12 protein-coding genes and 2 pseudogenes are annotated in these 15,368 nt (G+C 62.4%); 6 read left to right on the forward strand and 8 right to left on the reverse strand.

All coding sequences use genetic code 11. The features are described from left to right. Nucleotides 1-14 precede the first annotated feature (14 nt). Nucleotides 15-1,664 carry an Nramp family divalent metal transporter gene (locus tag AB3X95_RS24260; protein ID WP_368622739.1) on the forward strand — a complete coding sequence of 550 codons (1,650 nt, stop codon included), beginning with the start codon at nt 15-17 and terminating at the stop codon, nt 1,662-1,664. A 128-nt stretch (nt 1,665-1,792) separates the two neighbouring features. Here the strand turns inward: AB3X95_RS24260 and AB3X95_RS24265 are convergent. The 5 genes and pseudogenes from AB3X95_RS24265 to AB3X95_RS24285 all read right to left on the reverse strand — a co-directional run. After that, nucleotides 1,793-2,050: pseudogene (locus AB3X95_RS24265) on the reverse strand (flavin reductase); the annotation flags it as partial. 723 nt (nt 2,051-2,773) lie between these two features. After that, a pseudogene (locus AB3X95_RS24270) lies at nt 2,774-2,977 on the reverse strand (hypothetical protein); the annotation flags it as partial. A 305-nt stretch (nt 2,978-3,282) separates the two neighbouring features. Continuing rightward, nucleotides 3,283-3,798 (reverse strand): hypothetical protein, encoded by a 516-nt coding sequence (locus AB3X95_RS24275; RefSeq protein WP_368622740.1) that lies wholly within the window; start codon nt 3,796-3,798, stop codon nt 3,283-3,285. 249 nt (nt 3,799-4,047) lie between these two features. Then, a complete protein-coding gene (locus AB3X95_RS24280; protein ID WP_176366405.1) occupies nt 4,048-4,527 on the reverse strand; it encodes a nuclear transport factor 2 family protein in 480 nt (159 codons plus the stop codon). 9 nt (nt 4,528-4,536) lie between these two features. After that, the gene (locus AB3X95_RS24285) at nt 4,537-5,208 is read right to left on the reverse strand and encodes a TetR/AcrR family transcriptional regulator (protein ID WP_368622741.1); all 672 of its coding nucleotides are present in this window, start codon (nt 5,206-5,208) and stop codon (nt 4,537-4,539) included. A gap of 123 nt (nt 5,209-5,331) precedes the next feature. Here AB3X95_RS24285 and AB3X95_RS24290 point away from each other — a divergent pair, with 123 nt between their 5' ends. After that, the gene (locus AB3X95_RS24290; protein WP_176120851.1) at nt 5,332-5,982 is read left to right on the forward strand and encodes a YceI family protein; all 651 of its coding nucleotides are present in this window, start codon (nt 5,332-5,334) and stop codon (nt 5,980-5,982) included. Between the two features lie 41 nt (nt 5,983-6,023). Here the strand turns inward: AB3X95_RS24290 and tdh are convergent, their stop codons facing one another. Together tdh and AB3X95_RS24300 are read right to left on the reverse strand one after the other, a co-directional pair. Next, nucleotides 6,024-7,055, reverse strand: coding sequence for an L-threonine 3-dehydrogenase (gene tdh, locus AB3X95_RS24295; protein WP_368622742.1), 1,032 nt, complete (start codon nt 7,053-7,055; stop codon nt 6,024-6,026). Between the two features lie 28 nt (nt 7,056-7,083). Continuing rightward, the gene (locus tag AB3X95_RS24300; RefSeq protein WP_368622743.1) at nt 7,084-8,289 is read right to left on the reverse strand and encodes a glycine C-acetyltransferase; all 1,206 of its coding nucleotides are present in this window, start codon (nt 8,287-8,289) and stop codon (nt 7,084-7,086) included. 137 nt (nt 8,290-8,426) lie between these two features. Between AB3X95_RS24300 and AB3X95_RS24305 the strand changes: the two genes are divergently transcribed. The 3 genes from AB3X95_RS24305 (at nt 8,427) to AB3X95_RS24315 (ending at nt 10,736) form a co-directional block, all read left to right on the forward strand. Continuing rightward, nucleotides 8,427-9,074, forward strand: coding sequence for a helix-turn-helix domain-containing protein (locus AB3X95_RS24305; protein ID WP_368622744.1), 648 nt, complete (start codon nt 8,427-8,429; stop codon nt 9,072-9,074). A gap of 67 nt (nt 9,075-9,141) precedes the next feature. After that, complete coding sequence (locus tag AB3X95_RS24310) at nt 9,142-9,540, forward strand: DUF2471 family protein (RefSeq protein ID WP_368622745.1); 399 nt, start codon at nt 9,142-9,144, stop codon at nt 9,538-9,540. 113 nt (nt 9,541-9,653) lie between these two features. Then, on the forward strand, nt 9,654-10,736 hold the full coding sequence (locus AB3X95_RS24315; RefSeq protein WP_368622746.1) for a tyrosine-type recombinase/integrase: 1,083 nt from the start codon (nt 9,654-9,656) through the stop codon (nt 10,734-10,736). A 70-nt stretch (nt 10,737-10,806) separates the two neighbouring features. On the opposite strand, the gene AB3X95_RS24320 is transcribed toward AB3X95_RS24315, so the two are convergent. Beyond that, complete coding sequence (locus AB3X95_RS24320) at nt 10,807-12,036, reverse strand: DNA-binding protein (protein WP_368622747.1); 1,230 nt, start codon at nt 12,034-12,036, stop codon at nt 10,807-10,809. Between the two features lie 1,966 nt (nt 12,037-14,002). On the opposite strand from AB3X95_RS24320, the gene AB3X95_RS24325 reads away from it, so the two are divergent. Beyond that, on the forward strand, nt 14,003-15,352 hold the full coding sequence (locus AB3X95_RS24325; protein WP_176107091.1) for a replication initiation protein: 1,350 nt from the start codon (nt 14,003-14,005) through the stop codon (nt 15,350-15,352). Nucleotides 15,353-15,368 lie beyond the last annotated feature (16 nt).

A 15,368-nucleotide genomic window follows, 5' to 3' on the forward strand; every position in this document is an offset into this window, starting at 1 on the left:
CAGGAGAGAACGACATGTCTACTCCGACGAACATTTCCTCCGCGCGCAGCGCCGTGCTCGATTCGGCACACGTAGGCGATATCAAGGGCGCGCTCGGCACGATCGCTCACCATGACATCGCACCGCGCACCAGCTGGTGGGCGCGCGTGCGCACGCTGCTCGCGATCCTCGGCCCCGGTCTGATCGTGATGGTCGGCGACAACGACGCGGGCGCATTCGGCACCTACACGCAGGCCGGCCAGAACTACGGCACCACGTTGCTGTGGACGATGCTGTTGCTGGTGCCGGTGCTGTTCGTCAATCAGGAGATGGTGTTGCGGCTCGGCGCGGTCACGGGCGTGGGCCACGCGCGGCTTATTTTCGAGCGCTTCGGCAAGTTCTGGGGCGCGTTCAGCGTCGTCGATCTGTTCCTGCTGAACGCGCTGACCATCGTGACGGAATTCATCGGCATCACGTTCGTGCTCGACTTCTTCGGCGTCTCGAAGATCGCGGGTGTGTGCATCGCCGCGGCGCTGACGATGGCCGCCGTCAGCACCGGCGACTTCCGCCGCTTCGAGCGCTTCGCGGTCGCGCTGTGCGTGTTGAGCCTGCTGCTCGTGCCGGTGCTCGTATCGATTCATCCGCCGGTCGGCCAGATCGCGCGCGACTTCTTCATTCCGAACTGGCCCGCGCATTCGAAGCTGTCCGACGTGATGCTGCTCGTGATCGGCATCGTCGGTACGACGGTCGCTCCTTGGCAGCTGTTCTTCCAGCAGAGCTATGTGGTCGACAAGCGCATCACGCCGCGCTTCATGAACTACGAAAAAGCCGACCTGTGGATCGGCATCGTGTTCGTGCTGATCGGCGCAGTCGCGATGATCTCGTTCAGCGCGGCGCTGTTCGACGGCCAGCCCGGCTTCGGCAACTTCACGGACGCGGGCGGTGTGATCGCCGGTCTGGAGAGATACGCGGGACGGACCTCGGCGGTGCTGTTCGCGATCGCGCTGTTCGACGCCTGCGTGATCGGCGCGGCGGCCGTGTCGCTATCGACCGCCTATGCGATCGGCGACGTGTTCAAGATCCGTCATTCGCTGCACCGTAGCGTGTCGGACGCGAAGGGCTTCTACGTCGTGTACTTCGCGATCGTCGCAGCCGCCGCGGTATTGGTGCTGATTCCTGGCAGCCCGCTCGGTCTGCTGACCGAAGCGGTGCAAACGCTCGCCGGCGTGCTGCTGCCGAGCGCGACCGTGTTCCTGCTGCTGCTGTGCAACGACCGCGCGGTGCTCGGTCCGTGGGCCAACTCGAAGAAGCTCAATCTGTTTACCGGCTCAGTGATCTGGGTGCTCGTGATGCTGTCGATCATCCTGACCGCGTCGGTGATCTATCCGGACATCGCGGCGGAAACGATCATCGAAGTACTGGCGGGCGGCACGTTGCTCGCGGTCGTCGGGTATGCGGCGAGCATTGGGCTTCGCAAACTGCGCGGCGAATCCGCCGCAGCCGAGCCGGCTTCGGTCTATACGAAAGAAGCGCGCAACACATGGCGCATGCCGCCGCTCGACGAACTGCCGCCGCCGCGCCTGACGCTCGCCAAACGCGTATGGATGGGCGTGCTGCGCGGCTATCTGCTGGTCGCGATCGCGCTCGTGATCGTCAAGGTCGTGCAAATGGCGCTGCTGAAGTAGGGCGAAAGGTGAGGAGTTCCAGGAGGTCCGGGCAATGGTGAGGTTTTACGGGAGCCACGTCCGGAGCGACAACGCAAGCGCTGCCGGAGCCTGAGCCGGCCGGCAGCGCTTCGAACAACTCATTGAACTCATTGCCCCTTCCACGCGCGCGGCACCCGGTGAAAATCCCGGTCGAAGTAAATCAGACTGTCGCCATCGGCGCGCACGCGAATCTGCGTGGTCTCCACGAACATGACCGAGTGCGAGCCGACTTCCTTCGCTTCGACGATCTTCCCCTGCAAGCTCGCTAGTGCGCCGTGCAGCACCGGCACATCGTTTTCGCCCTGATCCCATACGGGCAGCTTGAAGCGATCCTCCATCGAAAGACCGGTCATGCCCGCAAAATGTGCCCGGCGTGCCCGAAATCCCATCCGGACGACGTGGCTGCACGATATGAGCGGCGATAAACGCGGTCATATTCGGGCCAAAAATGGTCGATATGAACGGCGTGCATGGGCCACGGCCGCATCGGGCGACTCGCGAACGGTGAGGAGTTCCAGGAGGTGGCGCTACGGTGAGGATTTACGGGAGCGGCTGGCGGGATGTGCGACGGCTCGCGCCGTGTGCGTCGGAATGGCGATGGAGAGGAGACGCGTCGAAGCGCGCAAAACGTGCTTCGCTGGCTTCAGCATTGTGGTGAATAGCGGCGTTTCGGAGCAGCCAGCGCGGAGCGCGTCGGTGTTCAGTGCGAGAAAAGTACGCTGGAATGCAGGGCTAAAAGTCGAAGCGAGCCTGCTAAGGTCAGCTCTTCCAGGGGTGGTGAGGATTTCCAGGAGTCAGGAGAACGACGCGGGTTCACAAAGGTGAGGAATTCCAGGAGATCAACCCCGCATTCGAGGCTTCATGCTCGCGGCAATTGCTCGATCCAGGTGAAGCGGGAGCCTTTTGCTCCCGAAAAACCTCACCTTAGGGCCATCGCCCTCACTGCTTCCGAATCCTATCGCAGCACAAAAAACATGCGACCTGCCCGTGGTGACAGCCGCTGGCCATTCCCAGACCGACCTTTCCGAACTGCGTGAAATCACGCAGGGAAGCTGCGCTCGGCCGCCTCGTGGCTGTACACCGGGAAGTCAGGCATCATCCAACCATGTGAGATGCCGCGCATTTATCGATGTGTCATTCGTGACTTCTTTTTCCGTCTTCCCACGCTCGACCCTGAGGATTGCCGGTAGCAACACGCTGTTCTTCGCCGCCGTCACTTCAGCGAGAATCGATATCGCGATTTCGGGTGGCGTGCGGCTACCGATATAGATCCCGGCCGGACCGCCCAACCGAAATGGAGACGAACGTGCAGTCGGGTTGAGCTCCCTAACGTCACGTACGAATCACCTCGGGAGATTCATGCGACAAGCAAGGTCGCAACTTTTAGTTGCGTACAACGAATTAAAACATGCCGCCGCAAGAAAGAAATTCGCCGAGTTGATCGCGGTTGGAGCGCTGACACCCAATCGCACACATCAGCGCGCCGTAAGACAGGAGAGAGCAGATTTTCGTAGTGTGAGACGGAAGGTCGCAACTTTGTTGTCCGATTTAGGTGATTTCCCAAAAGTCGCAACTTTTTTGACAACGCACAACTCCGTCAGAACTTCACCTTCACCTGAAAACCAATCGTAAAGGGCAGATTATCCGAAGGGATCGGCGGAATGACGATGAAGTTCGCGCCGACGCGCTTGTATTCGAGCATCACGATCGGCGCGACCACCGGGCCGACCGTATGATTGCTGCCGAGACCCCAGTTGCCGTAGTTATAGCCGGAGATGATCCCGCCGATCGCCGCGATCCGCACGATGCCCCAATGCGCGAACTCGGGCGCCCACACGGCGCCGCCATAGTAGGACGGCCGACGCAGCGAGTTGCGAAAGCCGCCGGCCGTCAGCGCCCACTGGTTGTTCAGCCAGCATTCGACGCCCAGCCCAGGGTTGAATTGCTCGAAGTGCGTATCGGGATCGGGATTGATGTGATACGAGCCGAGCATCGCGTCGACCCATACACCGCCGTCACACCAGCTCGCGTGTGCCGTGGAGACCGCCGCGAAGCTTGCGAAAAGCGCCACCGCGGCGCGCCGGATATTCTTGTTCATCTGCCTGAAGTGCATTTCTTCTCCGTCACCGGTCGAGCGCCGGTGTCATCGTGTTCTGGCGATCCGCGTGCCGCCCGACGCGCACTGTACCTGAAGCCGCGCGCTCGATGTTGAGGACTCGCTCGGCCCGGCCGGGCATGCGACGTGCCCCGCAGCCGGAACCGCCAGGATAAAGGAGAACCGATGGCGTCCTGATGAACCAGCGGTGAAGAAGTTCGCGGCGCGCAGCGGGCGCGCCGTCGATGATGAACGTGGCAGGAACGTCTACAGACCGAGATCGGACAGGCTCGGGTGATCGTCGGGCCGTCGGCCGAGCGGCCAGCGATACAAGCGGTCGGCTTCGCGGATCGGCAGGTCATTGATGCTTGCGTGACGACGCGCCATCAGACCGTGCTCGTTGAACTCCCAGTTCTCGTTGCCGTACGAGCGGAACCAGTTGTTCGAATCGTCGTGCCATTCGTACGCGAAGCGCACCGCGATGCGGTTGTCGGTGAACGACCACAGCTCCTTGATCAGCCGATAGTCGAGCTCCTTCGCCCACTTGCGGCGCAGAAATCCGACGATCTCCGCGCGGCCCTGCACGAATTCGGCGCGGTTGCGCCACATGCTATCCGTCGTGTACGCGAGCGAGACGCGCTCGGGTTCGCGCGTGTTCCACGCGTCTTCCGCGGCGCGCACTTTCTGGATCGCGGTGTCGCGCGTGAACGGCGGCAGCGGCGGGCGGGTTTCGATCGTATCGGCCATGATGGTTCCTCAGTCAGGTCGTGCGGTGCGCCGGGATGGCGGCCGTTTGATGGCAGCGGGTTTCGCTGCCGTGTCGAGCAAGGTCTTGCCGACCGTCTGCGCGTCGAGCGCCGCAGCGGCTTCGCCGCTCACGAGCGCCACCGCGATCGCGCCGTCGAGCAGCACGAGCCATTGCCGCGCGAGCGGCGCCGCGCGACGCGCATCGATGTGCGCTTGCGCCGCGAACGCTTCGCATTCGGCGCGCACGAAATCGAGCAGACGTGCCTTGTGTTTGCGCGCGACGACGCGGATCGGATCGTCGGCCGATTCGATTTCGCCGGCCGCGTTCAGAAACGCGCAGCCATGATAATCAGCCGATGCGAACCACTCGCGCAGCACGTCGAACATGCCGAGCAGGCGTTTGCGCGCATTCTTACCGTACCGTTGCGTGCTGGCGATAAACCAGTTCATCCAGCGCTCGTCGCGCCGTTCGAGCGCGGCCGCGATCAGCGCGTCTTTCGATTCGAAATGCGTGTAGAAGCTTTTGCGCGCGGTGCCGGACTGCCGCACGATCGCATCGACGCCGGTTGCGTGGATGCCGCCGGCGTAGATGAGCGCCTCCGCGGCATCGAGCAGGCGTTCGCGCGCGGTGCCGGGCTGGGCCGCGTCGTTTTGGGCAGTCGGATTCGTATCGTGTGTCATCGACAAAAAGGTAGAACGATCATTCTCTCTCGTCAAGTTTTTCTTCGAGCTTCCGCGCGATGGGTACGCTTGCTGCTATCTTGGTGGGGATCGCTTGACCACCGCTCAACCGGAATCGCTCCGATGAAAACATCCCCCGTTCGCACCGCATGGCTACGCGCGCTGCTCGGCGCAACGCTGCTGGGCGCGATGGCCTGCACGCCGATCCAGGTGCTCACGCATTCGGTCAGTCAGAACGAGGCGCGTGTGCCGCCCGGACGCTACGACATCGATCAGGACCATACGAGCATCACGTTCGATATCGATCACTTCAAATACACGCGCTTTACGATGCGTTTCAATCGCAAACAGGGAGAACTCGACTGGAACGACGGCGGCCTCGACCGCAGTACGGCGTCGGTCGCGATCGACGCCGCGAGCATCGACACGAACGTGCCGCTGCTCGACAAGATGGTGAAAAGCGACAGCATGCTCGATGTCGCGCGTTATCCGCAGATCCGCTTCGCGAGCACGCGTTTCGAGCGCACCGGCGAAGCGCGCGGCACGCTGAGCGGCGACCTGACGATCCGCGGCGTCACGCAGCCGGTCACGCTCGACGTCACGTTCAACGGCTTCGCGCCCGATCCGCTGACGAAGAAAGACACGCTCGGCTTTTCCGCCGACGGTCATTTCAGCCGCGCGAAGTTCGGTCTGACGACCTGGTATCCGGCCGTCGGCGACGATATTCACGTGCGCATCCAGGCCGAATTCGTGAAAACGCCCGCAGGCGCGTGAGCGCGCTGCGGGCGTTGGCGTTCAGACGGTGAGATGCCGGCTCAGGCAGCGGTCCAGTCGAGAATCACCTTGCCGCTTTCGCCGGAGAGCATCGTCGCGAAGGCTTCCTGATAGTCGTCGACCTTGAAATGGTGCGTGAGGATCGGCGACAGATCGAGGCCGCTTTGCAGCATCGCGACCATCTTGTACCAGGTCTCGAACATCTCGCGCCCATAAATGCCCTTGATTTCGAGGCCTTTGAAGATCACCTGAGTCCAGTCGATCGCGGTTTGCGCGGGCGGAATGCCGAGCAGCGCAATCTTGCCGCCGTGGTTCATCGCTTGGAGCATGTCCGTAAACGCGCTCGGCACGCCCGACATTTCGAGGCCGACGTCGAAGCCCTCGGCCATGTGCAGATCGTGCATCACGTCGCGCAACGATTCGCGCGACACGTTCACCGCGCGCGTCGCGCCCATCTTGCGCGCGAGGTCGAGGCGATAGTCGTTGACGTCGGTGATCACGACGTTGCGCGCGCCGACGTGCTTCGCGATCGCGACCGCCATGATGCCGATCGGCCCCGCGCCGGTAATCAGCACGTCCTCGCCGACGAGGTTGAACGACAGCGCCGTATGCGTCGCGTTGCCGAATGGATCGAAGATCGCGGCGAGATCATCGGAGATTTCGGGCGGAATCTTGAACGCGTTGAAGGCCGGAATCACCAGGTATTCGGCGAACGCGCCCTCGCGATTCACGCCGACGCTGATCGTGTTACGGCACAAATGACGGCGGCCCGCCCGACAGTTGCGGCAGAAACCGCAGGTGATGTGTCCTTCGCCCGAGACGCGATCGCCGATCGCAAAGCCGCGCACTTCCTGCCCCATCTCGACGATTTCGCCGACGTATTCATGGCCGACGTGCATCGGCACCGGAATCGTCTTTTGCGCCCATTCGTCCCACTTCCAGATATGAATGTCGGTGCCGCAAATCGCGGTGCGCGTGATGCGGATCATCACGTCGTTATGGCCGACTTCGGGCTTCTTCACGTCGGTCAGCGTGAGGCCCGGCCCCCGTTCGAGTTTTGCCAATGCTTTCATCTGCTTCTCCGTTCTAATCACGCGGCGACTAGGCCTGGATCACGCCAAGCTCGCGGCCGACGCGCGCGAACGCGTCGACGGCGCGATCGATCTGCTCCGGCGTATGCGCGGCGCTCATCTGCGTGCGGATGCGCGCGCGGCCACGCGGCACCACCGGAAACGAAAAACCGATCACGTAGACGCCTTGCTTGAGCAGCGCATCGGCCATTTTTCCGGCGAGTTGCGCGTCGCCGAGCATCACCGGAATGATCGGATGTTCGCCCGGCACGAGCGTAAAGCCGAGCGCGCTCATCGCGCGGCGGAAATGCGCGCCGTTTTCGCGCACCCGTGCGCGCAGTTGCGCGCCTTCATCACTGGCGAGCAATTCGAGTACCTTGAGCGATGCCGCCGCGATGCTCGGCGTCAGCGTGTTGGAAAACAGGTACGGGCGCGAGCGCTGCCGCAGCAGCTCGACGATCTCCTTGCGCGCCGCGACATAGCCGCCCGATGCGCCGCCGAGCGCCTTGCCGAGCGTGCCGGTAATGATGTCGATGCGCGCCAGCACCCCGCAATGCTCGGGCGTGCCGCGGCCGTGTTCGCCAATGAAGCCGACCGCGTGCGAATCGTCGACCATCACCAGCGCGCCGTACCGGTCGGCCAGGTCGCAGATGCCGGCCAGGTTAGCGATGATGCCGTCCATCGAGAACACGCCGTCGGTCGCGATCAGCTTGAAGCGCGCGCCCGCCGCATCGGCCTCCTGCAGACGCGCTTCGAGATCGGCGAGGTCGTTGTTCCTGTAGCGAAAGCGCTTCGCCTTCGACAGCCGCACGCCATCGATGATGCTCGCGTGATTCAGCTCGTCGCTGATGATCGCGTCGTTTTCGTCGAGCAGCGTTTCGAACAGGCCGCCGTTCGCGTCGAAGCAGCTCGAATAGAGAATGCAGTCGTCGGTTTGCAGGAACGCGGCGAGCGCCGCCTCGAGTTGCTTGTGCACGGTTTGCGTGCCGCAGATGAAGCGCACCGACGCCATGCCGAAGCCGTCGTTATCGAGGCCCTGCTTGGCGGCTTCGATCAGCCGGGGGTCGTCGGCGAGACCAAGATAGTTGTTCGCGCAGAAGTTCAGCACATCGCTGCCGTCGGCGAGACGCACGTCGGCCGACTGCGGGCTCGCGATCACGCGCTCGCTCTTGTAGAAGCCGTCGGCGCGGATCTGGTCGAGGGTGCCGCGCAGATGGGCAAGGTATTGTTCACGCATGAACGGGACTCCTGAGGGTGACGGCGCCCGCGTTCGCTTGGGCGCGGGAAGGGCGGCCTGTTATAGTCGGTTGTCAGCTTTATCGGATTTTTTCGTTTTTCCGAACTAAAATCCGATATATCGAACAACTCTAAACGATGGGTCAGGAAATGGCAAGTTCGGGTACACGCCGCGCCGCGGCCACTGCGGCGTCCACCTCCGCTAGCGCGGCATTGCCGTCGAATGCGGCGATTGCGGCGCCGCCGCGCGTCGGCGAGCAGATTCAGCGGCTGCGCGCCGAGCGGCGCATGACGCTCGACGATCTGTCGCGAGCGGCCGGCGTGTCGAAATCGATGCTGTCGGAAATCGAGCGCGACAAGGCCAATCCGACGATCGCGGTTGCCTGGCGGCTGACCAACGCGCTCGGCGTGAGCCTCGATTCGTTGTTTGCGCCGCCGAAGTCGCCCGAGGCGATCGCCGTTTCGGGACCGCACGATATTCCTACGCTAAGCGGTCATGAAGCGAAATACCAGTTGCGTGTGTGGGGACCCATCGAGCTGGCCGGCAAGTTCGAGTGGTACGAGCTGACGCTGCAGCCTGGCGGGGCACTGGTGTCGAACGCGCACGAGCCTGGCACGCGCGAGCATTTGACCGTGCTGCACGGTTCGATCCAAATCGAGGCGGCCGGCGCGACGAAGCGGCTCAAGGTCGCGGACACTGCGCGCTACGTCGCGGATGAACCGCACGCGATCCGCAACGTCGGCAAGAGCGAGGCGAAGGCGCTGCTAGTGGTGATTCACGGCTAGGCCGTTCGGCCAGGTTGCGCCTGATACTGTATGTTTGTACAGTATCAGGTGTCGATTGGAGCCGAGAATGAACAACCTGAAAACCGACCCTACCGATCAAACGCTCGCCGCGCTGCGCTACCAGACCGCCGCGCGCGATCTCGAACATATCGTGCGCAGCATCGCCGGGCGCTACATCGTCAAGCCGGTGCCGCTCACGTGGCGTCTGCTCCATGCCATCGAAGCCGAGGCGCTGGCCGATCTCGGTTTCGCCAGCCGGCACGACGCGCTGATGCTCGGGCTGTTCCAGCGCCCGTCCGATCTGCCTTATCCCGAAACCGATGACGGCGTGGATTTCGGCACGTCCAATGCATTGCCCGCCGTTTTTGCGTTTGCCGTCAATGCGTACGAGGAAGCCGCGCGCCGCGCGGCGCTGCCACGGCCGGTCGATGCGCCTTTGAAGCGCGCCCGGGCGTGGGGCGGCTGATGGCGGCGCCATGTCGGGATGGCTCGGATTGTCATCTGTTGCTCGAAGTCGGCCGTGCTGCGGTGAGCGCCTACAATACGCGGACCGACGGAGCAACTAACAGAAGGATGCCCATGTCACCTCCCCATCTGTCCGACCCCGTTCCCCGTCCCGCGCCCTCTACCGATCTGTTCGATCAGCAACGCGAAGACTGGCGTCGCGACCCGCAGGTCGCGTTCGATGCGTGGCTCGCGAAGCAGCATTTCCGTCGCTCTTCGGCGTTGGTCTATCAGGCGCAGTGGGGGCAGTTTCTCGATTGGCTCGGCGCGCGGCAACAAAGCCTCGCGACGGTCGACACGCCCGCGATCGCGGAATTCGTCGCCGGCCTCGAGATCCGCAAAACGCAACGGGTCCGCTATTTACGGCTTATCGAGCGGGTGCTCGATCACGTGCGCGAGATCGAATCGGCGTCGACCAACCCGGCGCGTTTCATTGCTCAGGATGGGCAAGCCGCGTGGCGCAATGCTCGCGACAACGAGCCGACCGGGTTTCTCACGCATGCGGAACGCACTGCGTTGATCGCGCGATTGTTCGCGCCGTTGCCGGCGTTGTCGACCGCGCAGCGCTGGAGGGAGCGACGCGATCGCGCGCTGATCGCCGTGTTTCTGGGTGGGGGACTCAAGACAGGCGAAGCGGGAGCGCTTACGGTTAGTTGCGTGAGAGAGGGCTCGCCGTGGGTCACGATCGAGTCGCCGAATCCGGTGCTGACACGGCGGACACGGCTCGCGCCGTTCGCAACGGCGATTCTCGACGCCTGGCTTGCCGAACGTCGGCTGACGGAATTGGCCGGCAACCTCGTGTTTCCCGCGTCGCCTTCCGGCAGGCCGATGCACAAGGCCACGATGCTGCGCGCGGTGGATGCACTCGTCGACGCAGCGGGAATTGCCGCATCGCGCCAATCGCGCGCGAGTCCGCAGACCTTGCGCAACACGTTTGCGGCAGACCTTTTCGAAAGCGGAGTCGAGGCCGAACAGGTCGGTCAATGGCTCGGCTTCGTGCAAGGGGTGTCCGCGAACCGGCTGTATCGCGCGTGGCAAACTTGGATGGATCAGCAGGATTCGCCCGCGACAGAGGAGCCGGATCCGGCGGCGGCGCCGTTGGCCGAGCCCCGGCGTGACGGGCGTTTGACGAGGCAAACGGGAGCCGGCGAGCCCTGAAAAGCCTCACCTTTACGCTCCCGAATTTCCTCACCTTTGACGTTTTTTCCGTTGGATTGGCCGTTTCTGGTTAACGGATCGTGTGCACGGAGCGGGACGACGGCGCGGTAGACGCATCGTTCGACAGAAACTGGTTCACCGCCGCGAGCCGCGATTCGCCGAGGCCGGAGGAGTGCTCGCATTCCGGGCACAACAATTCGAAACGGTGATCGACCTGCGACAGCTCCGGTTCACCTTCCTCGCATTTCGGGCATCGCGCGGGCAGCGTCACGTGGCCGTCGGCCGCGGTGCCGATCATGCTCAACTCTTTGCTCGTGAGCCGCCCCTCGGTAACCAGCGAGCAAAGCAGCACGGCGATGGCCGGATCGATGCCCTGCTGGCCACGCAGGGCGGCGACTTCCTTGGTCAGCGCATCGACTTCGTCCGACTGCTCGCGCAATTGCGCGTCGAGCCGGTCGCCGCGCGCCTTGGCGGCGGCAATCTGCTGAATGAACTCGAATTCCTTGCGGCTCGCGTCGCGCACGCCTGACTGATACGTCGCGGCCATGCTGCGCAGCGAATCGAGTTCGACCAGCATCGGCTTGACCCGCCGCTCCGCTTCGGCGACCGCATCCTTGATCTGCTGCGCGTAGTGCTCGGTGCTTTGCCGCAATTCGACGTGCAACGCGTCGATCCGGTCGCGCAACGCCGCATTGGTGGCCTGTTCGTTTTCGAGCCGTTGCCGCAGCGCCTCGTTTTCCTGGACGAGCCTGCGCGTGGTTGCCTGCATACCTTCGAGGTGAACGCTGCCGTGCGTAGTCGCGCTCGATAACTGAGCTTCGAGCGCGCGAACCCGCTCCCACGCGGCTTCGGCGCGCGCTTCGCTGCGCCTGATAGAGTCGTCGGCCGCATCCCGACGAATTTCGGCGTCGCGTACCCGAAGTTCGGCGGCGCTGATCTGCGCGCGGATCTCTTCACGTTCGGCATCGAGCGACGCTTTGGCCTGCACGACCGCTTCTTCGAATAGCGCGCCCAGCAGTTCGCCGGCGCGATCTTCAAGTGCCTTCGGTATTGCGCCTGCTCCAACTTTGACCCGCGAAACCTTGCGGATGCGCTCCCAGAAATGATCGATGTCTTTCGGGATGTCGCTCGCGCTGCCGGTTTGCGTGAGATCGCGCACGGCCGCCATCGATGGCCGGATGCCGAGATCGAAAAAGAGCCGTTTGCATGCATGCAGTGAAAGATCCTGGCGGCGCACGCCCTGCGCACGCATCGATTCAAGCTCATTGCGAATGGCTTGCCGCTCCTGATCCAGATTCATGTTTACCTCGATGTGGCTCGAATTGGATGGATCATAACAATTTACGTAGTGTTTGCTACCGATTTATCACTGTCGAACGGATTGGCGTATACAGACGGAGTTTTGCAGGCAAATCGCGATAGTAAACACGTCCGTGCCGTTTTCTATCGTGAAACAAAACGAAGAATAGCCAATAAGCCATTGTATTAGAAGCGCTTTGTTAGATTCTCCCGGGATCGCGCACTGTTTCACGATTGATCAGCGGTGGCTGGGGGTTGTAAGACCCGTGTTTCACGGGACTCGCGAGGTCCAAGGCTTGAGAGTAATAAAAGTAAACACCTTTGAACCCTTGTTAAAAACGTTAACGCCTCGGCAAACCCTTGTCTGGCGGGGCTTTCAGCCCGGCAAGGTGAAGCTTTGCGGGAGACTTGGTGAGGGTCTGCGGGAAACTCGAGTGATGAGGTTCGGGGAGCTCGGTGAGCGGGTCCGGGATGGAACGTGAGCGGGTTCAGGAAACGCCGTATACGTGGGGTTCGGGCAAAGGTGAGGTTTTGCGGGACTTCATGACCGCGAAGCGCCCGACAGCTCTCAAAGGTACCCATTCGGTTTGGGGGGCACCAAGGTGAGGGTTTTCGGGACGCTCGCGAGCGTGGTTTTTCGGGGCTTTTTTAGGGTGGTTAACCCCTTTGGTGAGCGCTGGCGGGAGAGAACATGAAACGCAGGTGAGATTTTTCGGGACGCCGTGGCCAATTTTGCTTTCTTTTTGAGCATCCAGACCGCTGAGGTGAGGTTTTACGGGAGCGAAGATGAATTGTCACGTGTCGACGACCCAAAAGACCGCCTGGCTGGAATCGCTCGGGATTGGAAAGGTGAGGGGATTCGGGGCGCCGGCTGATGAGGTGGATCCGCGAGCTGGTTTAGCCGGCGATTTCGCCGAAGGTGAGGCTTTTCGGGACACTCTGGCTTTGGTTCTGAGCGTTAAGGTGAGGAAATTCGGGACCGGAATGGAGGCTGCGGGCCGGAGATGCCCGGCTGATGGCAGTTGGCGGGAGTAGGTACACCTGGTCTCTAATCGCAAAGGTGAGGCTTTTCGGGAGGTTTGTGGAAGGCGATGAAAAGTGCTGCGGTGCGAAAAAGCCGGCTTAGGGTGAGATTTTACGGGGACACCCACGCTTCGAACATTCGGTGGAATTTGCGCAAGTCATTGAAATTATGGAGATTTTTCCCTTCCGACAGCAATGGTGAGGGTTTACAGGAGTTCTCGGGACGGGGACGTTTGGACCTCCAGCAGCCTCAAAGGTGAGGCTTTTCAGGAGGTCACATTTGGGAAATGCGGTACTGGCGCGACACAAACGCGTGTCGTGTTGTCCCGTTCGGCGGTGCTGCGGTGAGAGTTTTCGGGAGCACCGGAGTGGTGAGGATTTGCCTACGGCTAGTCTCCCCTTCTACGGCAGTTCGGTCGGAGCTCGAAGCCGCAAACGATGGTTAACGGGAGCAGGTTTCTCGGCGGTGCCGGTCGAGTCGTCAGTAGAGGCGCCGCGCAGTCGAACGTTGCTCGCCCGCGTCGCGCCGCGGGTCCAATACCGTGCGTGAATTCCATTTATTGATGCGGAGTTTGCGTCGCCCGGCAGCACGCGAGAATCGACGAAACCGTCGCGAGGCCGCACGACGAAGTCCCACTGGTTCCAGACACCGTCCGTTTACACGATGTCCCGAAAAATCCGCAAAAATTTTTGAGGTGAGAAGATTCGGGATCAGGTGCTCCCCGTTCCGGTACGCAGCGAAACGGGCCGGATTCGCAAACGCCGCGACCGGCAAGCAGCGCCCGATCCTCGTGGCACGCGGCCGAGGTGAGGGTTTTCGGGACTTGCTCGAGGTGAGGAGCGCTTCGTAAACTCGCTTCACCGGCAATGGTGAGATGGGCGCTATAGACGCGTATCACCACAGCCGGTATGCTCTCGCGAAATCCCCTCCCTCACCTCGACGCATGGCCACGAAGCGCGCGAAAAAGACCGATGTTGTCAGCCCGAGCTCGGCTGAGCTGCGCAAAGCCGTCGAGGCAATTGCGATCCAGCCCAAGAGCGGCAAGATCACGTTGCTCACGCGCAAGCTCTTTAACGTTCTGCTCGCGGTGGCCCAGCAAGCGGATGAATCGGGCGACACCTATCGGGCGCTGCTGTCCGACATCGTCGCTAATTCCGCGTTCGATTCCAATGACACCGCGCTCGTCAAGGAGCACCTGCGGCGCATGGTGTCGGTGCAGGTCGAGTGGAGCACCGGCACCTCGAGTCAGAAACCCGGCCGCAAATGGGGTATTTCGACGCTGATCGCGGACGCGGAAATTCTCGAAGATCCGACCACGCGTCGCGTCTGGGTCGAGTTTTCGTTTGCGCCGAAGATCAAGAAGAAGCTGCTCGATCCGGTTCAGTATGCACGGCTGAGTCTGCAGTTCCAAAGCCAGCTACGCAGCAGCGCGGGCCTCGCGCTCTACGAGATCTGCGTGCGCTACTTGACCAACCCGAGCCATCTGACGATGCGCGAGACCTGGGAATGGTGGCGGCCGATTCTGTCGGGCACGCCCGATACCGAAGCCGGCGACGAGGCGAAGCGCGAGTACAAGTATTTCAAGCGCGACTACCTGCGCCCGGCCATCGCCGAGGTCAACGCGGTCACGAACATTTTCGTCGAACTGATCGAGCATCGCGAAGGTCGGCGCGTCGCCGAAATCCAGTTCCGCGTGACCGAGCGCAAGCAGCCGATGCTCGCGCTCGACGAACATCCGAACGTGTTCGACAGCACGTTGGTCGACCGGATGGTGAAGATCGGCATTCCGCTGAAGGAAGCGCAGACGCTTTACGCGGACAGCGAAGAGAACCGGATCCGCGCCGCGTTGCAGATGACCGAGCAGCGGATGCGCAGCACGTCGCTGCCGCCGGTGCGTAGCGCGCCGGCGCTGTTCAAGGATGCGTTGAAGAAGGGCTATGCGCCGCCGGTCGAGGCGCTGCCGGCAGGTGGCGGCACCAGCAAGGCCATGGCATCGCCGGCCGACGATCTGAAGGCGCGTCTGCTCGGCGAATACTCGGCTTACCGTCGCAAGCAGGCCTACGAGTTGTACAACGAACAGGGGGAGTCGGAGCGCGATATCGCACGGCAATCGTTCGAGGAAGAAGAATTGCCGGGGCTCGGCACGCACATGCGCGACGACTGGCGGCGTCGCGGGCTCGATTCGAAGATCGTGGAAACGGCGTTCTTCGACTGGCTCGCGCGCAGGACCTGGGGCGAACCCACCGACGGCGATCTGCTCGCCTTCACCCTTAACCAGTCGCGCGCGGCCTGATGGGTCGATAAGGGCC

The organism is Paraburkholderia sp. BR13444 (assembly GCF_040948755.1).
GTDB lineage: Bacteria > Pseudomonadota > Gammaproteobacteria > Burkholderiales > Burkholderiaceae > Paraburkholderia > Paraburkholderia youngii.